Here is a 21,598-nt window from a genome sequence, read left to right as displayed (position 1 = left end):
GCCATTTTTTACCGTCTTTTGAATATAATTTAACATAGTAATAACTCTTAAGAACCAAATTATTCGTATTCAAACTCAGTATCACGTCACGTTTCACTTTCAACTAATTGATTTATAATTAGTTAAACTTTCACATTTAGGTTAAACAGTATTCTATATAAAACGAATATTCGTTTTCGTTAAAGGGCTGGTATGATTAAAAAAATACGACGAATGTCTAATTCTTAGATTTAGTACAGAATTTTGAAATGATTCGTTAAAAAATTAGACTGAACTATCAATATGATAATTCTTAAAAAAGAAACGTTAACACTCAATTATATTTAATACATTATTTATGAAACTAAATTCCTTTCAAAAAATGCTGAGTACAATTTTTATATTGTTCAGCATTTTTAGCTTTCAAGCGCAAACGGTTATTGATTTTGATGCGGTAAGAGATCCTACTGCTCAATTAAATACCGAAATACAGCGAATTATTCGGACCAATCCGGGTGCCATTATTGAATTTAAATCTCCGGTATATGATCTGGATAATAAAGGCCTGAATATTCCAACGGAAATTACCTTAAAAGGTATAACTGATCCTAATGTTACTATCGATCTTTCCGGAAGAGGTGCGGATAATAGCAACATTCAAACCAAGTTTATTAATTGTAATATTATCACCTTCAGATCTAATAATATTAGAATTGAAGGTTTGGAGTTTGAAAAAACTACCGGACCTCAGTTTAATATCTTTTTTAACCTGGCGCATCCAACTTACAATGATCAAGATCTTGATACTAATGGCGAGTTTACCGGGATAGAACTTGATAACGTTAGAATTGTAGGAGGGGGTTATGCGGTAAGGGCCGGAAACGGTTTTGGAGGAAGCTTTAACAACGTTTCTATTGTAAACTTCAATGTGATCGGAGTATGGTTCAACCGAATTGGAAATGTAAACGAACATTCCAGAGTTGATTTTACAAATTGTACCTTTAGGCCAAGAAATGAAGTAAATTCGGCAGGAACTCCGGTAGAAAGAGGTAGTGATATTAATTTTAATGATCGTGGTATTTCCTTTGACGGTGGAAATACTTCGTATCCGATTGTATGGGATCACAATGACTCTACTGTTGAAAAGTGCCTGTTTCTGGATACAGGTATTGGAGCATCTTCCAGAGGAACTAATGTAATTGTTAATAACAATGAATTTAACGACACCCAGGGTATTGTTGAACTTGTAAGAGTTGAAGAATTTTCCAGTGACTTTGCCATTACTAATAACCTTTTTAATTGTAATAACTCACAAACTAATATTATCACCTTTGATAGAGAGTTACAGGGAGTTAGCGATATTACCGTTAGCGGAAATACAGTTACCGGTTTTTACAGGTATTTTATAGCAGCCTATGCACCTAATAATTTAACCATTACCAATAATGATTTTACAAATGGAAATACCAACGTTGGATCCGCATGGGTTAATTTAATTTTTTATGAAAATGCCGGTGAAGAACCTATAGCCCCCGGATCTGATCCGGATCTTCCAGGAGAATTTGTTACTAATGGCTTAACTATTTCCGGTAACACGGGAGTAGCTGACGAAAATAGGGGTGTATTAACTGTAAACTTGCCCACGGGTAATACCGGTTTTAGTAGTGATTTTCCTGTTAGTAGAACCGTTATTAATAATTTTGAACAACCTAAACAATTGCTTAGTGATGGGGTTTATGAGATCGTAAACAAAAATACCACTAAGAATATGATTCCTAATAGTGGTTCTGACCTTCTCATGACTTCAAACACTTTTGATGATACTGCCCAGTGGAGCATAACTTTTATACCTCCATTTACTTATACCATTCAGAATGTGGCAACTAATGAATACTTAGAACTTGATATTCCTTTTACAGAAAGTAACATTATAGGTAACCCAAATAATTTACCAGATCTTTTTCCTTTTGCCAAAAATACCTTTGACGGATTTACACCAAGTTTGGTAAACAGACTACCGTTTTGGGCGTTTCGTAAAAACGGAGATCAATATGTAATTTTTCCGGGTGGAAACGAATTACAGTCAGCTATTGCAGCTACTCCTACAGATGTGGTTAATCTGGTTGCTGCCAGACAAAAAGCACCAAATAGTTTTGCCCGTATTCCAGTCGATTTAGAAGCTGATGCTATGTGGTCTTTCCGACCTGTTACCGATAATTATGTATCCTGGAATACCAGTGCAACACGTGAATTTTTACTAGGTGAAGTTACTACCCAGGAAATTTCATATGGAGTTAGAAAAACAGACGAAGTGCTTCAATCTGTTGATTTCGGACTGGTAGTCGTTGATTCTTCAACTGATACCATTGTAGAAGAAGTATTACCGCTTGCCCCCGTTGCAACCGCAGGTGATTCTAATGCAGATACCGTAAGTTTTGATTATACCATCCCGGCTGGTATAGAGGCTTCAAACAGGTTACCTAACGATCAGTTTTATGCTGTACGTTTACGACTTATCACTAAAGTAAACGGAACCGGTCCTGATATCGTAGAAGAAATTCAACTACCTGTCTCGATCTTCCGAAATATTACGGAGTCTGAAATAACCTGGGATAGTGATTCTGTTACCGAATTTCCATTAGGTTCAACCTCACAACAAACGATAAGCCATGACGTATTATCTACTGAAACTCCTATTTTTACTCAATTTGGGTTATTTATTGTAAATACTGCAGATAATAGTGTTGTTTCTGCGATAGATCCACAGATTTTTCCATCTACGGCTACGAATATTCAGCAACGGGAAACCAAAACCTTTAGCTATACGGTGGCTGATAACATTTTACCATCAGCAGAACTACCGGCGGGACAACGTTATGCAATCCGGGTAATTTTAGGAACTCAGGACGCCAGCGGTGCGGATAAATTTACCTCTGAAATTACTCCGGTAACTATTACAGTTCCTAATACAATTATATGGGATACAAGGAATAATACCCAATTTGAGTTAGGTGTGACCAGAGAACAACAAGTGTCTTACTTTTTTCAACCTGATCAAACCTTTGAATTTATTCAGTTTGGATTTATTGTTCGTGATGTAGCAAATAATTTCTTTTTAAGAGAAATAATTCCACAAACTTCAGTTCCAATTCCTGCCGGTTCGAATTCAGGTACTCAGGTTTTTGAATATACTACCCCACCAGGTATTGATTTAAGTAGTGATTTGAGTGCAGGTGAGAAATATACCTTACGTACCCGTTTACAAACTAGGGATGCCGCTGGAAATGTAGTCATTACCATAAGTTTTACCGATGTAACCGTAGTAGAAGCGGGTGGTAACTTAGTACGATGGGAAACTTTTAAAAGAGATCAACAGAGGGGTGTAGAAACTACGCAGGCAGTTTCTTATCGAATTATGGATGATGAAGAATTGGAATTAGTTCAATTCGGATTAGTTATAACGTCTACTGACAATATTTTTATTAGTGAACAACTTCCTCAAATTGCAGTAGCAACACTTGGTTCGCCAAAACAGGCAGATAACGTAAGTTTTCAATATACTATACCATCCAACATGATACTTTCCAGGGACTTACCTAGTAACCAAAAGTACAGGATGCGTATTCGGGTAAATTATACGGATAGTGCGGGTCAGGCTCAGCGACTTTTGCAATTTGTTGATGTAAATGTTACAGATAATCAAACGCTCGCTACCCCTTCTGTAGAAATAGAAAATAAGAAATTAGCTATTTACCCTAATCCGGTAGCAGAAAATCTATTTATCAGTAATTCGGAGATGGCTATCTTTAGTATCTATAATATTTCCGGACAATTAATTTTATCGGCTAAAACAAATGATCGTATCAATGTTGAAAGTTTAACTTCCGGAATTTATTTCTTGAAGTCTGATACCGGTGCTGTACTTAAATTTTTAAAAAAGTAAGCAATTAAAGTATAGTTAAAATTATTAAATACCATTAAAAAGCCTTGAGGAATTACTCAAGGCTTTTCTGTTTCCGCCTTATGTGACGTTATTTATTTATACATCAACAGATTTTACTTAGTGTCTAAATAGAAAATAGGTAAACATATTGAGGGTAAAAATCTGTCTTATAGCGTATTTGCAAAGTCTTACAAATTGTTAATAAAAAGTTAAAAAAGTTTATTTAGGTAGGGTACTTTACTTATGAAGTGTTCTATATCCTGAAAAGCCACAACTTTTAACTAACACAAATAGGCATATGAACTTTTTTATTCTTTTAAAGCGATACTTTAAAACACCTTTACAAATAGCTATACTTTTTATAACCACCACCATATTCGCTCAAACTACTTGTACGTTAAATTCCGTAGAATATGATTTAACTACTTCTGGTACTAATAAATGCGGTATAGGCTTATTGACACTTGAAATTAATAAAGGAATAGCACCTTTCAGCGTAAGACTTGATAATATGGGTAATAACAGGTCATTAGGAACAAGTGATCTTCAGGTGACTACCGCAAATTTTGAGGTTCCGGCAGGTGACTATCAATTTAAAGTTACTGATAATGCAGGTTGTGAAACTTCACAATTTGTAAGGATAAATGCCATACCCCTGGTATTCCAATTAGAAGGTGAGGCAGATTGTATTACTGATACCGAGGCCTTACTCCAATTTACAACTAATAATACCTCATTAATTGCCACTTCTACTGTGGGTTTATATGAAGTTAATGCGGATGGTTCATTTACCCTGGTTACTCAAGTATCTCTTGGTACCGGAGCGTTTTCTTCGACTATGATTAAACCTAATCAAGTATACGAGTTTAGATACGATGGTAATATTAACGGAAACTGTCAATATAATCAGCGATTTATATATAACTCTTGCAATCCTACGTTAAATACTCAAGATATTTTTGTAGAAACAACAAGTTCAGATATAAACATCTATCCTAATCCTACTTCCGGAATAGTAAATATTGAAGGCAATTTGAGTTCTATGGGTTCTATCATTGTTTATGACATGTTAGGTGCGGCTAAATTGGAATTTTCGGAAATTAAGGTGAAAACAATAGATTTGCAATCCCTAGTACCCGGTCACTATTTTATACAGTTTAATTTTGATGGCCGTAGTATTACAAAAAGGATTATAAAAGAATAAATTTTAATTCTTTTACCAGATCATTACCTCTAGATTTATTAAAATTAGGACTATTATTAAGTAGATAAATTAGTATATTCCTACTGTAATAAGAAAAAAGACAGTTGGATTGGTAAAAACAAGGTTTTCTATAGCATTACATATCTTAACACTACTTGCCATGTATAAAGAAGACTGGCTCACCTCCGGTACCATTGCCAGTAGTTTAAATATGAATCCTGTTTTAGTAAGAAAAGAATTAGCAACACTGAAAAAGGGTGAAATGGTTGAGAGCAAAGAAGGTAAAAACGGAGGAATACGTTTATTAAAAGATGCCAACACTATTTACTTATCAGATATCTTTAATTTGGTAAAAGGTTCTGATACAGTACTCTCACTCCTTAAAAATAAGCCTAATCCCAATTGTAAAGTGGGTAAACAAATTAATACTAAGTTAAGTGCTGTCTTTATTACGATCGATCAAGCAGTAAGTTCTGAATTACAAGGACAAACCCTGGAAGAATTTAAAAACCAGTTTTAATATATATAACTTACGAAAGAAAAACTAAAAAAGCCGTTTCATAAAATAATGACACGGCTTTTTCTATTTATATTTTTAAGCTGTAATCTTAAACAACTTCTCTTTCTTTTCGTTTTGCTTCACGTTTCAACTTAAAATTTTCAATTGCTGATCCGAATAACCAATAGGGAATCACAAAGGTTAATAAAAAGATCATTAACCAAAAACCTATAGTCAAAATGGTTAAAAATGCTAGAAATCCTAAGTACTGATCAAATTCCATGAATTACCTTTTATTTTCAATATTTGCCAAAGATAAGAAGTGTAATATAAATGTCATAATTACGACTCACTATTTTTAAAGAAATTTAAACCCAAAAAAGGAAAAGCTTTCCTCAATACAACTCTTGTAAATGTTTAAATTTGCCAACTTGAAAACAAATCATCCGGAAAATGGAATTTAGAATAGAAAAAGATACAATGGGTGAGGTACGCGTACCTACCGAGAAGTTATGGGGAGCACAAACTGAACGTTCGCGTAATAATTTTAAAATTGGAAGTCCCGGGTCCATGCCATTGGAAATAATTTATGGTTTTGCCTATTTAAAAAAAGCGGCGGCTTTTACAAATTGCGAACTGGGAGTTTTGGATATTGAAAAAAGGGATTTAATTGCACAGGTATGCGATGAAATTTTGGATGGTAAACATGATGACCAATTCCCATTAGTAATCTGGCAAACCGGTTCGGGTACACAAAGTAATATGAACGTTAATGAGGTCATTGCAAACCGGGCACATCAACTGACTGGAAAAAAGGTAGGTGAAGGAGAAAAAACCTTACAACCTAATGATGATGTAAACAAATCACAATCCTCAAATGATACTTTTCCTACCGGAATGCATATTGCCGCTTATAAAAAAATAGTGGAAAACACCATTCCCAGTATCGTACAACTAAGGGATACTCTAAAGAAAAAGTCGGATGCATTTAAAGAAGTGGTTAAAATAGGACGTACGCATTTTATGGATGCCACTCCCCTTACCATTGGTCAGGAATTATCTGGATATGTTTCCCAATTGGATCATGGTATCAAAGCTTTGGAAAATACCCTTCCGCATTTAGCCGAATTGGCTTTAGGTGGTACCGCAGTTGGTACCGGATTAAACACGCCTCGCGGATACGCTAAACGGGTTTCGGAATTTATTGCTCAATTTACCGGATTACCTTTTGTAACTGCCGAAAATAAATTTGAAGCCTTAGCCGCTCACGATGCGTTTGTAGAAACCCACGGAGCCTTAAAACAACTGGCGGTTTCTTTAAATAAAATTGGAAATGATATCAGGATGTTAGCTTCCGGACCCAGAAGTGGTATCGGCGAACTGGTTATTCCTGCTAATGAACCTGGTAGCTCTATCATGCCCGGTAAAGTGAATCCTACGCAATGCGAAGCACTAACTATGGTTTGCGCTCAGGTTATAGGTAATGATATGGCTATTTCCGTAGGAGGTATGCAAGGTCATTTTGAATTAAACGTCTTTAAACCGGTTATGGCCTCCAATCTTTTACAAAGTGCTCAAATTCTGGGAGATGCAGCCGTATCTTTTGATGAGCATTGTGCACAGGGTATTCAACCCAATCAGGAACGTATTACTGAATTGTTAAACAATTCATTGATGCTGGTAACTGCTTTAAATACTAAAATTGGGTATTACAAAGCTGCTGAAATTGCTAATACGGCTCATAAAAACGGTACTACGTTAAAACATGAAGCAGTAAATCTAGGATATGTCACAGAAGAAGAATTTGACCAGTGGGTTCGTCCGGAAGATATGGTAGGAAGTATGCATTAAACTTTTTTATTTTTAAAAGAAGTGTAGCAATAATAATTAAAAAGCCGTTTCATAGAATTTTGAAACGGCTTTTTTAGTTTTTTATGTTGAATTTTTTATCTTTTAGGATTCAATTCCATTACTTTATCAAAAGGTAAGTATTTCTGAAGTTTAACTTCTTTATTTGTAAAAAATTAATCAAATTTAAAAGCTTCCTGTTCGTAAAAATCATCATCTAAAGGATGAGAGCTGATGGGATTTTCTTTTTTATAAGTGTCCATCACGGCTATTTCGTAATCCCGATAAACCGTTTCGGTTTTTGTTTTTCTTTTAGTTTCAGCAAATGTATGATGTGTGATATAATTACACTTCACCAATTCGCTTTTTGTATCCAAATCTGCCATCCCTATTGGAATGATAATATGATTTTCGCCATCTTTATTTAAAAATTCATGTACTCCTTCTGAAGATGGTGTGGCATAAGGTTTATGATTAGCTTCTATAATGGTAGGATCTACTTCAACATCTAAGTATACTACTTTCTCCGTATTAATATTAACCAATAAATTCGTAACAGTTCCTATACTTTTTGAATCTCTATCAAAAACTTGCCACCCTCTCACATCAGAGTCGTCACTAGCTACTTGATAATCTGGTAATTCTTCCAAATAATACAGGTTTTTTTCTTTAATTTCAATCATTATAATTGCATTTTGGTTAATACAATGGCTGCCTGGTTAAAATAATTTTTTACCGTAAGTTTTTGATCAAGCGTTTCTTCGTCTGATTGGATCGCTTCAACTTTATTTTTTAACAAAGCAATATCATTATCAAGAGAAATAAAAGATTTCTTTTGAACAGTTTCTAAAGCTTTTGTAAGTAAGGTTGCTGCCTTCTTTATATGATCCGCATGGTTCAGTGCATAAGGATCTTTAGTTATAACTTTGGCACTCTTTTTGGCTTCATTCAAATCAACGGAAAGGTCCATCTTTTTAGCGTCCGCAACTTCTTTAACCGCATCGATCAGCAATAATAGCGACTGACTACTATATTCATGATCCAAATCCATTTCACCCTGGTTAGTGGTAAAAGCTACATACTTTGCAACCCCTCTTTCTTTTATTAAAGTGATTTCTTCAGTTTCAATTAAAGGCTCAGAAGTATCTGTAATTACTTCCTCGCCAGAAATATCGGAAACAGGTACTGATGCTATATCCGCCTTTGCAGCAGTTAAATCTTCAACCAGCGGGGGTGCCGGACTGATCGTTTCAATTTCAGATAATTCCGAAACTTCGTTGGATGAAGTATTGGTTAATAGAACAATAAAATAGATAAGGCCTGCTACTATTAAAGCTCCTAAAAGCCAGGGCCACAAGGTTCGTTTCTTTTCAATTCTAATTTCTGCCATGCTGTTTATTTTATTTGGATAAAAGTAAGTCCTTGATGCTTTTTATGTTAACTCATAACATGCAATCAATAACCAGATACATACACCATAGTTCTTATTTGAATTTTATACCTAAAGCTAAAATTTTATAGTAAAGCTTAGAATTGACGATCAGTTTAAGTACCAGGACCTATATTAAGTATGGTTCAAGGAACCAGGACTTCTTATTAACTAATAAAATTTATTATTGATTTGGCAATTCTATGTAAGCAAAAAAAGATTTGGTCAATACTTCATTGTGTTATGAATTAAATCTTTAGTTACTACTTTCGGGATGACTATTTTCACCTGTATGATATTATTTCTTATTATTATTTTAGTATTGGGAATATACTAAAAGAGAAAAGAAATAAGTTTAGTAAGTATTATCCGTAGATTTTAAAATTTAGAAGTTAACCAATTACAACAATTAAAAACAACCTATGATCTTAACCGAAGACAATGAAACCGAAAAAAACTAAATTGAGAGGTATTGAAATCACACATATTATAAAAGTATGTTGAGAAATAAAGAATCGAGGTTTTATTGCCTAGGCTACTGTTTTTGCCACAAACCCTAAAACTTAGAACTGCATTCGTAAAATATACGGATAAAATCAAGAAGCACCATCATTAATAAATGTATTTAAGTACTTTTGAAACTTATATTTTTGTTAAAAACCAAAATAAAATGTTTAAATTTTTTACAATTTTTGTAATTCTAACAGGCTTTGCTTCAACCACCATGAATGCGCAGTTCAGCCAACCTAAAAATCCCTGGATTATGGGTTTTGGAGTAAATTTAATTAACGACTCTGTTGAGGGTGGTAACGGACTATTAGACTTCAGTGACCGATATCATTATCATATGCCATTCTCCCTATCTATAGAGAAAAAGTTTAATACTTTACTAGGTTTAAACCTTGGATTAAATAATAATCGGTATCTGGAAGGTAAGATCATTAATAATAGAATTGTAGATGAAGATATTAGATTTTTTGCAGCCGATCTGGGACTTCGGTTTTATCCATCTAACCTATGGACAAATCCCGAAAGAACTAACTATGAACTTTTCGGAACCGGAGGTATAAGTTTAACCTTTCTGGATGGGGATAGTAGCCCTAACTTTTTTATTGGGCCCGGTGTCAATATTTATTTATCAGATAACTGGTGGTTCCAGGGTCAGGGACTAGCTAAAATTACCCTTGATAATAGAATTGATGGTAGTAATTATTTGCAGGTAAATATAGGAGTCATCTATAAGTTCCTGGATGATACGCGCTGTGGTTGTTATTAAAAATAATTGGTCAGCCTTCATTACATCAAAGTTTACCATTTTACTACGTACTTACTGTCCTCAGTTCGATATAATATTTACGGATCATATGTAATTAGCACATAATAGCTACCAGTAATTCTTTAAGAATATCATTTTGAGGGAGACTGTTAGCCTCTACCCCCTTACTCTGCATATCGGCTTTTCGTAAAGAATGAATTACCTGACTTACTTTTTTCATAGGATAGTTTTGAGAAGCTTCTGTAAAATCAGTTACAAAATAGGGATTTATTCGTAAGACGGAGGCTACATTTTTTTTAGACTTATCAGCAAGACCATGGTATTGCATCAATTGTGAGAAAAAAGAAAATAATAAAGAAATAGTGACTACAATAGGATTGTCTTTAGGGTTTTGAGAAAAATAGGTGATAATTTTAAAAGCTTTGGTCATATCTCTTTTACCAATAGCTTTCCGAAGTTCAAAATTATTAAAGTCCTTACTAATACCAATATGTTCTTCTATGTGAGCAGGAGTAATTGTAGTATTACCAGGAATAATTAACTTTAACTTATCCAGCTCATTATTAATTTTACCCAGGTCAGTACCCAGATATTCAACCAACATTTGTGTAGCTTTAGCTTCAATTTTATATGAATTATCTCCTAAAACAGATCGTATCCAATCTGACACCTGGTTCTCATACAACTTTTTACTATCAAAAATAAGCCCCTTTTTTTGAACAGCTTTATACAGTTTTTTCCTCTTATCAATCTTTTTGTATTTGTAACAGATAACTAATAAGGTGGTATCTAGGGGATGTTCCACATAGGAAACCAGCTTTTCTATCGTTCGGGATAGTTCCTGTGCTTCTTTTACAATAACTACCTGTTTTTCTGCCATCATAGGAAAGCGTTTGGCAGTACCTATAATATCTTCTACGCTAACATCTCTCCCATATAGAATGGTTTGGTTAAAATCCTTTTCTTCAGGAGCTAAAACATTTTGTTCTAAGGTTTTGGAAATCTTATCAATAAAATAACCTTCATCGCCCATCAGAAAATATACAGGATGATACGATCTTTTTTTTATGGAATCTAATATTTGTAAAACTTCATTCATTTAAAAAAAATGCTCACTTTTGTACCATGCAGGACCTTAACTTTCCCGGATATTCATTTCGTTTCAAAAGTAGCGAAAATAAAGTTTCTGTCTTTGACCGGATTCGGAAAAAGTTTGTGGTGGTTACTCCCGAAGAATGGGTGCGCCAACACGTTATTTGTTACTTAATCGAAGAGAAAGAAGTACCCATAAACTTGATTAATGTAGAGAAACAAATAAAAATAAACGGTCTTAGCAAACGATACGATGTTGTGGTATTTTATCCTAACGGAAGCATTTTTACCATGGTAGAATGTAAAGCACCGGAAATCACGATTAACCAACAGACCTTTGATCAGATTGCACGTTATAATATGGCACTTCAAGCTGAATATTTAATGATTTCAAACGGTTTACAACATTACTATTGTCAAATGGATTATGCTGAAGAGCAATACTATTTTTTAAAAGAATTGCCTAAGTTTCAATGATATTAACCTATGAGGATTGCAGTAGCTATACTTAATTGGAATGGTAAAAATTTACTAAAAAAGTTTTTACCTAGGGTCGTACAATATTCTCCTGATGCTTCTGTGTATGTTATTGATAATGCTTCAACCGATGATTCTGTCGATTTTATTGCTGTTAACTACCCGGAAGTAACTATTGTACAAAACCAAGAAAATGGCGGATATGCAGAAGGTTATAATAAAGGTATTTTAAAAATTGATGCCGAAATTATTTGTTTATTAAATAGTGATATTGAAGTAACTAAAAATTGGTTAAAGCCTATTATTAGCTTATATAATAAAGACAAACGTATAAGTGTAGTACAACCAAAGATTTTGGACTATAAATCAAAAAATAGGTTTGAGTATGCCGGAGCAGCCGGAGGATTTATTGACCGCTTGGGATATCCGTATTGCCGGGGACGTATTTTTGAAACTACCGAAAAAGATTACGGACAGTACGACCAATCGGGTTCGATATTTTGGGCAAGTGGCTCTTGTTTTTTTATCAAAAAAGCCGATTTTTTAAAAATGGACGGATTTGACGAAGATTTTTTTGCACATCAAGAAGAAATTGACCTTTGTTGGCGGCTATTTAATAAAGGCTATTCAATTTTTTATGAAGCAGATAGTTGTGTTTATCACGTAGGTGGTGCTACTTTATCAACTCAAGATCCCAGAAAAACTTATTTAAATTTTAGAAACAACTTATACCTTCTGGTAAAAAACGGACCTTCTCACGTATATCCATTTATTATCCTAATACGGATGGTACTTGATGGTATTGCCGGAATTAAATTTCTTTTTTCAGGACAGGGTTCGCATATGTGGGCTATTCTGAAAGCACATGGCTCTTTTTACAAAAATTTTCCAAAATTTGTTAAAAAACGTAGTAAGGCTTCACAAAAAATAAAATATTACCAAATCAATTCCGTTGTATGGCAGTATTATGTTTTAGGACGAAAAACCTATAACAAAATAAAAGGAATAAACCTTTAAATTATTGTTAATCGACGGTGCTACCGTCACTTTTTTGATAATTTTGAGTTTTAATAACCAGAACAAAACTAAAATATATTTTCGAATGAAAAAATTGATGATTATCGGAGCTTCCTTAGCGATTATGTGTTCTTCTTGTGTATCAAAGAAGAAATATGCGGATATGGAAGCCAAAAACAAGAAAACACAGGATCTTTTAAATACAGCAACCGTAAAATTAAACGAGTGTCTTGATGAAAAAGCGAGTACTACCAGTGAATTGAAAGTTTTAAGGGATCAGGTAGGAACACTAAAGAACACCAATGCTGCTTTATTAAATAATGTAGGTAATTTAGCAACCTTATCTACTAAAGAAGCTGAAAATCTAGAGCGTTCTTTAGAAAGTATTAAAGAGAAAGATCTGCAAATAAAAACGATGAACGACGCATTAAACAAAAAAGACTCGGTTACGCTAGCTTTAGTTACCAGTCTAAAAGGTGCTTTGGGTAATCTTGCTGATGAAGATATTGAGATCAATGTAGAAAAAGGAGTGGTGTATGTTTCTATTTCTGACAAATTATTATTTAGAAGCGGCAGTTATAATGTTTCCAGTCGGGCTAAAGAAGTATTAGGTAAAGTAGCTAAAGTAGTAAATGACAAGCCGGATATCGAATTCTTAGTAGAAGGACATACGGATAATGTACCTTTTAGTAATAAAGGATTAGTAGATAACTGGGATTTAAGTGTAAAGAGAGCTACATCCGTAGTACGGGTATTGCAAGACGAATTTGGTGTGGAGCCAAAACGTATGACTGCTGCGGGACGAAGCTATTACGTGCCTATCGCCGATAACTCTACCGCAGAAAACAGAGCTAAAAACCGAAGAACACGAATTGTAGTTTTACCTAAATTAGATCAGTTTTACAACATGATTGAAGAAGGTATGAAAGAAGCGTCCGAAAAAGGACAATAAACTTTTCAATAAAAGAAAGGGTTTAAAAATTTCCTATTTCTTATAAAAACAAGCCGTCTAAAGATCCATCTATCTTTAGACGGTTTTTTATTTTAAAACACTTTTCTCTACTAAGTAAGAATAAAAGTTAGCGTAGGACTGCCTTCAACTGGTAACGTTCGCATTAATATAACCTCCTTCACATATGGGAAAAATAGAGTCAACCCATCTTGATCAGGGTGTACGACAAATTTCCGTAAATAGAGATTTTTATAATTTTTTAATTTCCAAAATTTCTTGATTTTACTGAGTTTTTGTTTCTGAAAAAATCAAGTTAATAGCGAAACCGGAAATTTGTCGTACACCTCTTGATCGGACGAATTTAGCTTTTTTTAAAATTATTTATAATTCAAGCTTGTAAAGGTGATTAGAGGATACATATTATATAAGGAAATGTAGTATTAATTAAGGATAAAGGCCGAAATATTGTCATCCTATTTGAATTTATAAATGATAAGTAATCCTTTAGATTTTACTATTTACAATTTATAGGTTACCCAAATAAAGCTATTGTATTCAAGGCGCGTATACATATCTTATATGAATACACTACTATATAACTTACATTTATTTACGTAGAAATACTATAACCTTAACTGGTTCCAATCAAACATATCAATCAATAGGACAAAATGTACGAAATAAAAAAAGCCACTCTAACCGGTTGTCAGAGTGGCTTTTTCACACTTTAAATATTACCCTTTACAATTAATTAGTTACGTTCTAATTTACTTAAATTGAAAAGCTCTTTGAAAAACTTTTGTCATCTACATCTACGTTTACACTGTAAACTCCCTTAGGCATTGTAGTAAAGTCAAAAGTCTTAGTTAATACTTCTTTTTCATTTATTTTTGAAGTAGATAATAATATTCCGCTTTTATCGTAAACACTTAAAGTAAAAGGTTTTAATTCCGTATTTACAAAAAGTACTTTTAATACTTTATCTGCTACTTCTATTTGAGGTTTAAAAACTGTTACTTCTGAACCTTCTTGTAAGGAAACTCCATTATCCGTCTTAATAATAGGAGTCTTTTTAATATACTTTTGGTTCTCAATCTCTACATAATATGTTCCGTTAGGTACATTATGAAGATTAAAATACTTTCTAAACTGATTAGAAGCTTCCAAAGTAATGTTGTACAAAACTACATCGGACTGATCCGTTAAAATTAACTTGTCTCCTTTTTCAACATTTGTCAATGACACATTTACAAAAGAAATGTTGTTAATTTCAATCGATAAACCATCATCTGCTTTCATTGCCATAGATGCAAATAAAAGAACTAGCACGCCTACATTTTTAATCCAGTTTTTCATAATACCGAAATTTTTAGTTAGTAATTTTATACAAATGTAATCCTGATTACTGTCTGCCAGCACATCAATTTTTACATAAATGTGTTCAATATTTGCAATAAAACAACCTTAACACTATCTTCACGTTAATTTGAAGAAATATTTACTTTAAGTTGTACTTTTAGTCATATTAAAATATCCCTTATTATGGAAAATATAGATTTTTCAAATAAACCAACCCTAGAAAAAATTATTCCCGAGTTTGGTAACTCTTTTTACTACGAAAATTTCTCTAAGGAAAATAAAAATAAATCCCCTGTCTGGCACTATCATCCGGAAATTGAAATTGTATATGTAAAAGGAGGTAGTGGTAAGATACAAATGGGGAGTCATATGTCTTACTACCGTAACGGTTCTTTGATGCTAATAGGGTCTAACCTACCTCATTGCGGATTTACCGACCATCATACGGGTAATAAATCCGAAACGATTCTACAGATGCTACCGGATTTTTTAGGCGAACAGTTTTTTCACATTCCTGAAATGAAAGGTATTCCTGCTTTATTAGAAAAAGCTAAAAAAGGAATTGTTTTTCACGGTGATACTAAAAGACGTATTGGAGCCCGTATAGAATCTTTAGGTCTCTTAGCCCCTTTTGCCCGGTTGATGGGTTTATTAAAAGCGCTTAAAGAAATGGAAGCTGCTAAGGATTATACGGTACTAAATGCTAAAGGCTTTACCATGGAAACCTCGTTACAAGACACCAATCGTATTAATATTGTATTTAATTTTGTCCAGGAAGAATTTACTCGTCCTATCACCCTTGAGGAGATTGCCAGCATGGTGAGTATGAGTGTTCCTGGGTTTTGTCGTTACTTTAAAGGAATGACTGGTAAAACCTTTGTGCAATTTCTCAATGAATACCGACTGGTACATGCTGCCAAATTATTGCATGAGAAGCAGATAAGCATTACTGATATTTGCTATGAGAGCGGTTTTAGCAATTTCTCTCATTTTACCAAACTCTTTAAAAAGTTTTCAGGGAGAACCCCCAGTGCATATCGTAACGAATTAATGTATGTTATTTCTTAAAGCTACAAGATATTATGGAGCGCTCCTTTTCCTTCCCTCATAATTTTAGGTTCGGTTTCCGTGAGGTCTACGACTGTTGAAGCGATGTTACCGCCATATCCACCGTCAATGACTACATCTACTAATTTGTTCCATTTTTCATAAATTAATTCCGGATCAGTGGTGTATTCGATTATTTCATCTTCATCATAGATGGATGTGGCTATGATCGGATTCCCCAGTTCTTCTACAATAGTTCTACAGATTTCATTATCCGGCACCCGGATACCTACAGTTTTTTTCTTTTTAAAAATAGTTGGCAATTGATTATTTCCTGGTAAGATAAAAGTGAAAGGTCCGGGCAAAGCCCTTTTTAAAATTTTAAAAGTTTGATTATCTATTTGTTTCACATAATCTGAGAGGTTACTTAAATCTTTACAGATAAAAGAGAAATTTGCCTTAGCCAATTTAATTCCCTTGATTTGTGCAATTCGTTCCAAAGCCTTGTTATTAGTGATATCGCATCCCAATCCATATACTGTATCCGTAGGATAAATAACTAGCCCGCCCTTACGTAATGTTTCTACTACTTTCTTAATTTGCTTGGGATTTGGGTTTTCTTCGTAAATTTTGATAAACTCAGACATAAAGACTATTTGCTTTGTATCACTAAACTTTTTGAATAACTAAACCAAAAAAGTTATGCTTTACCATTTAAATTTTTTGTGAAAATAGGTTTCTATTTTAATTTCGGAAGAATTTTTGTAAGGAATTATATAAAAATTACAAAATTGCTTACATGAAAACTTTTCTTTTCTTAATTACACTAATTATTAGTGGCTATTCTTGTAGTACCGATGATACTTCAAATATAACTAATACGGAGAAAGAAATCGCTAAAGATTCAGTGATTACCAATATAGCTTACGGCGACCATTCGCTTCAGACTTACGATCTGTTTTTACCAGAAGAACGTTTTAAAACTCCAGCTAAAGTAGTGGTTTTAGTACATGGGGGAGGTTGGACAACTGGGGATAAGGCTGATATGGCTCCTATTCAACAATTGATACAAGGTAAAAACAATAATTTTGCTATTGCTAATATCAATTATGTACTGGCTGATAGTATGACTAAAGCTTTTCCAAACCAGGTGAATGATTTAGTAAAAGCGGTTACTCATCTTACTGACAATGCAACTGCTTATAAAATAACACCCGAATTTGCTTTTGTAGGCGTAAGCGCCGGGGCACATTTATCTATGCTCTATAGTTACTCGTTTGATACGGATAGTAAAGTAAAAGCAGTTTGTAGTGTCGTAGGTCCTGCGGATTTTACAGACCCTAATTATTTAAATGAACCCCTATACGTGAACGCTTTTCCTTTTTTAGTAGCCGATTTTAATCCTGAAAATGTAGCACTTTTACAACAGATTAGTCCAAGCTTTCAGGTAACTAAAAACTCCCCTCCTACTCTTTTATTTTACGGAAATCAGGATTCGTTAATTCCTAATTCACAACATGAAAGTTTAAAATTGGCTTTGGACACTAAAGGAGTGATCAATGAATTAACTGTATATAACGGTGGACATGGTAATTGGGATGCAAGTAGTTTTCTAGACCTTGATGCTAAACTGAATGCATTTTTAACGGAGTTTTTAAAGTAACATTTTTTAATTCCTTTTATAAAGACTGATTCCTATACGATTAATGTGGTCAACTAAATCTTTATTACGAATAAGATGATAAATAGAAAGATCAATTTTGTATGGGAGTAGTAAATCATCAAGTCGGCCGGCAATAGTTAGTTCAGTATCCGGAGAGACTTTATTTCCTTTTAGCGTCAAATCAATATCAGAATAGGGTTTGAAGTTTCCTTTAGCTCTTGAACCATAAAGTACTACCTGTTCAATAGTTTTAAATGGTTTTATTACACTAATAATCCGCTGTATATCCTCTTCGTCTAATCCGTACATATTTTGTAAGTAGGTTGTTAATTCATCCTTTATTCAACTCCATTTCTTCCTTAAAGTCTTTAAATAAAGGTAAATAATCTTTCATGATTTTTGAAAATATTGCATCTGCGGTATCTTTATGGTACGTATGTGTAGTTCGAACCCGGCTTTCCACCATATCCATCCACGTTTTTCCTTCTTTGATAATTCCCATCTGCAAGGCTTCCCTAATTGCCGATCTTGATCCGGGTATATTCGGACTTCCTTGATATTCCGCATAATCTCGCATGACGTTCCATGCCAGTTCATAGGTATATTCAAAACTTTGAATAATGCCTTGTTTCACAATATTTTTATGGGTAGTCGCCTTCTTATCGGCAGAGGCTTCAGATTTTAAAGTAAAGGTATTATGATAAAATAAAGCTGCATCTTCTAAATTTTGTAGAGCATTTTTATAATTGGAAAAACGCTGTTCCCAACGTATATCATTTTCTGATTTCATAAAAATAAGTTCTTTTTAAAACAACTGGATATAGTTGAATCATTATCTACCGTTATAATTCTTATTAGATAACTATTGAGCCTTCTCTTTTTAGGGTAGTTCAAAGCTCTTTTCTAAATACATAAATAGTTGGTTATTTAATTTTATCCACTCTACTTTATTCTATCAGTTTTAATTTGGCGAATCGTAACAATAACTTTTTAATACCCCCAGTATCAAAATTAATTTCTGCTTTTTTGTCTTGTCCTACCCCTTCAACTTTTATGATTTTTCCTCTACCGAAACGAACATGTTCTACTGTAGCTCCTTCTTTTAAGTTTTCGTCCAGCGTAATAGCTCCCCGGGTTGGACTCGAAGAACTATGTTCCGGGCGGATTTTACGTAATTTACGAAGTTGCTCTTCAGAAGGTTTAAAACTACTGGGAGGCGAACTGGAAACCGGTTTCTTTAAACGCAATTTACTTTTATCAACTTCTCCAAAAATATCTGTGTCCATGAGAGGTTTATAACGATATTCTTCTACGGGTGTCAGATAATCAATATATTCCGGGTTAATTTCTTCGATAAATCGGCTGGGCTCCGCATCAATTAATTTTCCCCAACGATATCGGGATTGTGTATAAGTTAGATAAGCTTGTTTTTCTGCCCGGGTAAGGGCTACATAGAATAAACGCCGTTCTTCTTCCAATTCGGCACGGGTATTCATACTCATTCCGGAGGGAAAAAGATCTTCTTCCATTCCAACAATATATACAAACGGAAATTCCAGACCTTTTGCTAAATGGATGGTCATCAATGCTACCCGATCATCATCTCCGGTGTCCTGATCCATATCAGTAGCTAAGGCTACATCCTCCAGAAATTCGGCTAAATTACCGGTTGCATCCACAATTTCTTTTTGTCCCTCTACAAAATCACGGATACCGTTTAATAATTCTTCAATATTTTCAATCCGAGCAATTCCTTCAGGTGTACCGTCTTTCTTTAATTCCTGTAGCAAACCGGTTTGTTTTGCCACTGTTTCCGCTAGTGTAAAGGCATCTACAGATTGATTAGTAACCTGAAAACTTTTAATCATAGTCACAAAATTTTCCAGCCGATTTTTTGTGCCACTATTGATTTTAAGATCAATCTTATCCAAGTTTTCCATTACTTCAAAAATGGAACGGTTGTAATGGTTGGCTGCAACTACCAGTTTATCTATGGTGGTAGCTCCTATTCCCCGGGCAGGATAATTGATCACCCGTTTTAAAGCTTCTTCATCCTTTGGGTTAATAATCAATCGTAAGTATGCCAATACATCTTTAATTTCTTTACGTTGGTAAAAGGACAATCCGCCGAAAATCCGGTATTTAATATCCCTTTTCCGAAGTGCGTCTTCCATTGCACGTGATTGTGCATTTGTCCGGTATAAAATTGCAAAATTACCACTCGTCAGTTGGTGTTGCATCTGATTATCAAAAATAGAACTAGCCACAAACCTTCCTTCATCACCATCTGTTAGTAATCGATTGACAATAATCTTGGGTCCGTCGTCATTGGCCGTCCAAACTACCTTATCCAGTTTGGTTTTATTCTTATCAATAATTGAATTAGCTGCTTTTACAATATTTTTAGTAGATCGGTAATTCTGTTCGAGACGGTACTGTTGTACATTATCGTAGTCCTTTTGAAAATTCAGAATATTATTAATATTTGCACCTCTAAAGGCATAAATACTTTGTGCATCATCACCTACTACGCAGATGTTTTGGAATTTATCGGATAATGCTCTGACGATTAAATATTGAGAATGATTGGTATCCTGGTACTCATCTACCAGGATATATCGGAATCGATTTTGATATTTAGCCAGTACTTCCGGAAAACGGTTTAATAGCTCATTCGTTTTTAATAATAAATCATCAAAATCCATAGCACCCGCCTTAAAACAACGGTCTACGTAATTTTGATAAATATCTCCCATCCGAGGCCGTTTTGCCATCGCATCTGCCTCCATCAATTCTCCATTCTGGAAATAGGCTTTAACCGTGATCAAGCTGTTCTTATAAGAAGATATTCTGGAATATACCTGCTTGTATTTATACACATCTTTGTCCAAACCCATTTCTTTAATAATGGAAGAAATTAAACGCTGGGAATCTTGTGTATCATAAATTGTAAAATTAGAAGGATACCCCAACCGATCTGCTTCGATTCGTAAAATTTTAGCAAAAACAGAGTGAAACGTACCCATCCAAAGATTTTTAGTTTCACTGGCACCAGCTATGGCAGCAATCCGCTTTTTCATTTCACGAGCTGCTTTATTCGTAAATGTAAGTGCTAAGATATTAAAGGGGTCTACCCCCTGGTGCATTAAATGTGCAATGCGATAGGTTAACACCCGGGTTTTACCCGAACCTGCACCTGCAATTACAATCATAGGACCGTCTTTTTGAAGAACGGGTGCCCGTTGTGCATCATTTAATTCCTGAATATAATCTTCCAAATCATGTATTCTTTTTCAGTTGAAAAATAAGGATTATGGACGGTATTCAAAAACATAAAAAGATAATTTTTAAACAAAATTGTTCAGGGCTTCGAGAGCCTCAGCCCTCCGGTTTGTTCGAGATCCTCAGCCCTCCGGTTAGCTTCGAGAGCCTCAGCCCTCTGGTTTGTTGTATGTTGTTTAAATATAATTTTTAGAAAGTAAGGTATTGATACTATCCAGACAAATTGTTTTGTCCAGTTTATTAGTTAAAAAACTGGACATTTTTATTATATTTGAATAAATAGAAAGCTTGAAAGTAACTGATAGAATAAAGGATACCATGGATCGACTACCAAAGGGATATGTTTTCACCTATGATGATTTAAGTATTGATGTGAATAAAAAAGAAGCTGTTATTAAAGCTTTAAATCGTATGGTGAATTCAAGTAAAATTTAAAAACTTAGTTTATGGCTCGTTTCCTAATAAAGCAGAATTACTACACACTTTAATCTTTATTAAAGAAAGAATATCTCTAATTGATTGGGATTTAAA

Annotated in this window: 19 protein-coding genes; 10 read left to right on the top strand and 9 right to left on the bottom strand. The window is 34.1% G+C overall.

Features of this window, described 5'->3' with window-relative positions; genetic code table 11:
* Window positions 1-337: 337 nt before the first annotated feature.
* The 3 genes from NBT05_RS12715 (at window position 338) to NBT05_RS12705 (ending at window position 5,646) form a co-directional block, all read left to right on the top strand.
* On the top strand, window positions 338-3,922 hold the full coding sequence (locus NBT05_RS12715) for a T9SS type A sorting domain-containing protein (protein ID WP_265770230.1): 3,585 nt from the start codon (window positions 338-340) through the stop codon (window positions 3,920-3,922).
* A gap of 298 nt (window positions 3,923-4,220) precedes the next feature.
* Complete coding sequence (locus tag NBT05_RS12710) at window positions 4,221-5,126, top strand: T9SS type A sorting domain-containing protein (protein ID WP_265770229.1); 906 nt, start codon at window positions 4,221-4,223, stop codon at window positions 5,124-5,126.
* Between the two features lie 109 nt (window positions 5,127-5,235).
* Window positions 5,236-5,646: an Rrf2 family transcriptional regulator gene (locus NBT05_RS12705; protein ID WP_265770228.1), complete on the top strand. Its 411-nt coding sequence runs from the start codon at window positions 5,236-5,238 to the stop codon at window positions 5,644-5,646.
* Window positions 5,647-5,734: 88 nt separating this feature from the next.
* Here the strand turns inward: NBT05_RS12705 and NBT05_RS12700 are convergent, their stop codons facing one another.
* Entirely contained in the window at window positions 5,735-5,908 is a 174-nt protein-coding gene (locus NBT05_RS12700) for a hypothetical protein (RefSeq protein ID WP_265770227.1), read from the bottom strand.
* A gap of 170 nt (window positions 5,909-6,078) precedes the next feature.
* Between NBT05_RS12700 and fumC the strand changes: the two genes are divergently transcribed.
* Window positions 6,079-7,476 carry a class II fumarate hydratase gene (gene fumC, locus NBT05_RS12695; RefSeq protein ID WP_265770226.1) on the top strand — a complete coding sequence of 466 codons (1,398 nt, stop codon included), beginning with the start codon at window positions 6,079-6,081 and terminating at the stop codon, window positions 7,474-7,476.
* 173 nt (window positions 7,477-7,649) lie between these two features.
* On the opposite strand, the gene NBT05_RS12690 is transcribed toward fumC, so the two are convergent.
* A complete protein-coding gene (locus NBT05_RS12690) occupies window positions 7,650-8,156 on the bottom strand; it encodes a PRC-barrel domain-containing protein (RefSeq protein WP_265770225.1) in 507 nt (168 codons plus the stop codon).
* Window positions 8,156-8,863: a hypothetical protein gene (locus tag NBT05_RS12685; RefSeq protein WP_265770224.1), complete on the bottom strand. Its 708-nt coding sequence runs from the start codon at window positions 8,861-8,863 to the stop codon at window positions 8,156-8,158. Before NBT05_RS12685 ends, NBT05_RS12690 begins: the two co-directional genes overlap by 1 nt.
* A gap of 709 nt (window positions 8,864-9,572) precedes the next feature.
* On the opposite strand from NBT05_RS12685, the gene NBT05_RS12680 reads away from it, so the two are divergent.
* On the top strand, window positions 9,573-10,178 hold the full coding sequence (locus NBT05_RS12680; RefSeq protein WP_265770223.1) for a hypothetical protein: 606 nt from the start codon (window positions 9,573-9,575) through the stop codon (window positions 10,176-10,178).
* Between the two features lie 94 nt (window positions 10,179-10,272).
* Here NBT05_RS12680 and holA read toward each other — a convergent pair whose 3' ends face one another.
* On the bottom strand, window positions 10,273-11,277 hold the full coding sequence (gene holA / locus NBT05_RS12675; RefSeq protein WP_265770222.1) for a DNA polymerase III subunit delta: 1,005 nt from the start codon (window positions 11,275-11,277) through the stop codon (window positions 10,273-10,275).
* A 26-nt stretch (window positions 11,278-11,303) separates the two neighbouring features.
* Here holA and NBT05_RS12670 point away from each other — a divergent pair, with 26 nt between their 5' ends.
* The 3 genes from NBT05_RS12670 to NBT05_RS12660 all read left to right on the top strand — a co-directional run bounded on the left by NBT05_RS12670 (window position 11,304) and on the right by NBT05_RS12660 (window position 13,716).
* Window positions 11,304-11,747 carry a type I restriction enzyme HsdR N-terminal domain-containing protein gene (locus tag NBT05_RS12670; RefSeq protein ID WP_265770221.1) on the top strand — a complete coding sequence of 148 codons (444 nt, stop codon included), beginning with the start codon at window positions 11,304-11,306 and terminating at the stop codon, window positions 11,745-11,747.
* 9 nt (window positions 11,748-11,756) lie between these two features.
* Window positions 11,757-12,764 (top strand): glycosyltransferase family 2 protein, encoded by a 1,008-nt coding sequence (locus NBT05_RS12665; RefSeq protein ID WP_265770220.1) that lies wholly within the window; start codon window positions 11,757-11,759, stop codon window positions 12,762-12,764.
* Window positions 12,765-12,849: 85 nt separating this feature from the next.
* Window positions 12,850-13,716 (top strand): OmpA/MotB family protein, encoded by an 867-nt coding sequence (locus NBT05_RS12660; RefSeq protein WP_265770219.1) that lies wholly within the window; start codon window positions 12,850-12,852, stop codon window positions 13,714-13,716.
* Between the two features lie 771 nt (window positions 13,717-14,487).
* Here NBT05_RS12660 and NBT05_RS12655 read toward each other — a convergent pair.
* Window positions 14,488-15,072 (bottom strand): hypothetical protein, encoded by a 585-nt coding sequence (locus NBT05_RS12655; RefSeq protein ID WP_265770217.1) that lies wholly within the window; start codon window positions 15,070-15,072, stop codon window positions 14,488-14,490.
* A gap of 186 nt (window positions 15,073-15,258) precedes the next feature.
* On the opposite strand from NBT05_RS12655, the gene NBT05_RS12650 reads away from it, so the two are divergent.
* On the top strand, window positions 15,259-16,143 hold the full coding sequence (locus tag NBT05_RS12650; RefSeq protein ID WP_265770216.1) for a helix-turn-helix domain-containing protein: 885 nt from the start codon (window positions 15,259-15,261) through the stop codon (window positions 16,141-16,143).
* 2 nt (window positions 16,144-16,145) lie between these two features.
* On the opposite strand, the gene NBT05_RS12645 is transcribed toward NBT05_RS12650, so the two are convergent.
* Window positions 16,146-16,769 (bottom strand): L-threonylcarbamoyladenylate synthase, encoded by a 624-nt coding sequence (locus NBT05_RS12645; RefSeq protein WP_265770215.1) that lies wholly within the window; start codon window positions 16,767-16,769, stop codon window positions 16,146-16,148.
* A gap of 152 nt (window positions 16,770-16,921) precedes the next feature.
* On the opposite strand from NBT05_RS12645, the gene NBT05_RS12640 reads away from it, so the two are divergent.
* Window positions 16,922-17,785 (top strand): alpha/beta hydrolase, encoded by an 864-nt coding sequence (locus NBT05_RS12640; RefSeq protein WP_265770214.1) that lies wholly within the window; start codon window positions 16,922-16,924, stop codon window positions 17,783-17,785.
* Between the two features lie 6 nt (window positions 17,786-17,791).
* Here NBT05_RS12640 and NBT05_RS12635 read toward each other — a convergent pair whose 3' ends face one another.
* The 3 genes from NBT05_RS12635 to NBT05_RS12625 form a co-directional block, all read right to left on the bottom strand.
* Window positions 17,792-18,094 (bottom strand): nucleotidyltransferase domain-containing protein, encoded by a 303-nt coding sequence (locus NBT05_RS12635; RefSeq protein WP_265770213.1) that lies wholly within the window; start codon window positions 18,092-18,094, stop codon window positions 17,792-17,794.
* 22 nt (window positions 18,095-18,116) lie between these two features.
* Window positions 18,117-18,575: a nucleotidyltransferase substrate binding protein gene (locus NBT05_RS12630; protein WP_265770212.1), complete on the bottom strand. Its 459-nt coding sequence runs from the start codon at window positions 18,573-18,575 to the stop codon at window positions 18,117-18,119.
* Window positions 18,576-18,732: 157 nt separating this feature from the next.
* A complete protein-coding gene (locus NBT05_RS12625) occupies window positions 18,733-21,063 on the bottom strand; it encodes an ATP-dependent helicase (RefSeq protein WP_265770211.1) in 2,331 nt (776 codons plus the stop codon).
* Window positions 21,064-21,598 lie beyond the last annotated feature (535 nt).

Source organism: Aquimarina sp. ERC-38 (assembly GCF_026222555.1).
GTDB lineage: Bacteria > Bacteroidota > Bacteroidia > Flavobacteriales > Flavobacteriaceae > Aquimarina.
The sequence above is the reverse complement of the archived record's forward strand: the minus strand, read 5'-3'. Positions and strand labels throughout refer to the sequence as shown.

What these genes read in the sequence shown, in the direction of transcription:
- NBT05_RS12680 (WP_265770223.1), top strand. Translation starts at nt 9,573, where the DNA reads ATGTTTAAATTTTTTACAATTTTTGTAATTCTAACAGGCTTTGCTTCA.
- NBT05_RS12630 (WP_265770212.1), bottom strand. Translation starts at nt 18,575, where the DNA reads ATGAAATCAGAAAATGATATACGTTGGGAACAGCGTTTTTCCAATTAT.
- NBT05_RS12700 (WP_265770227.1), bottom strand. Translation starts at nt 5,908, where the DNA reads ATGGAATTTGATCAGTACTTAGGATTTCTAGCATTTTTAACCATTTTG.
- NBT05_RS12690 (WP_265770225.1), bottom strand. Translation starts at nt 8,156, where the DNA reads ATGATTGAAATTAAAGAAAAAAACCTGTATTATTTGGAAGAATTACCA.
- NBT05_RS12715 (WP_265770230.1), top strand. Translation starts at nt 338, where the DNA reads ATGAAACTAAATTCCTTTCAAAAAATGCTGAGTACAATTTTTATATTG.
- NBT05_RS12655 (WP_265770217.1), bottom strand. Translation starts at nt 15,072, where the DNA reads ATGAAAAACTGGATTAAAAATGTAGGCGTGCTAGTTCTTTTATTTGCA.
- fumC (WP_265770226.1), top strand. Translation starts at nt 6,079, where the DNA reads ATGGAATTTAGAATAGAAAAAGATACAATGGGTGAGGTACGCGTACCT.
- NBT05_RS12645 (WP_265770215.1), bottom strand. Translation starts at nt 16,769, where the DNA reads ATGTCTGAGTTTATCAAAATTTACGAAGAAAACCCAAATCCCAAGCAA.
- NBT05_RS12640 (WP_265770214.1), top strand. Translation starts at nt 16,922, where the DNA reads ATGAAAACTTTTCTTTTCTTAATTACACTAATTATTAGTGGCTATTCT.
- NBT05_RS12660 (WP_265770219.1), top strand. Translation starts at nt 12,850, where the DNA reads ATGAAAAAATTGATGATTATCGGAGCTTCCTTAGCGATTATGTGTTCT.
- NBT05_RS12670 (WP_265770221.1), top strand. Translation starts at nt 11,304, where the DNA reads ATGCAGGACCTTAACTTTCCCGGATATTCATTTCGTTTCAAAAGTAGC.
- NBT05_RS12710 (WP_265770229.1), top strand. Translation starts at nt 4,221, where the DNA reads ATGAACTTTTTTATTCTTTTAAAGCGATACTTTAAAACACCTTTACAA.
- NBT05_RS12685 (WP_265770224.1), bottom strand. Translation starts at nt 8,863, where the DNA reads ATGGCAGAAATTAGAATTGAAAAGAAACGAACCTTGTGGCCCTGGCTT.
- NBT05_RS12665 (WP_265770220.1), top strand. Translation starts at nt 11,757, where the DNA reads ATGAGGATTGCAGTAGCTATACTTAATTGGAATGGTAAAAATTTACTA.
- holA (WP_265770222.1), bottom strand. Translation starts at nt 11,277, where the DNA reads ATGAATGAAGTTTTACAAATATTAGATTCCATAAAAAAAAGATCGTAT.
- NBT05_RS12635 (WP_265770213.1), bottom strand. Translation starts at nt 18,094, where the DNA reads ATGTACGGATTAGACGAAGAGGATATACAGCGGATTATTAGTGTAATA.
- NBT05_RS12650 (WP_265770216.1), top strand. Translation starts at nt 15,259, where the DNA reads ATGGAAAATATAGATTTTTCAAATAAACCAACCCTAGAAAAAATTATT.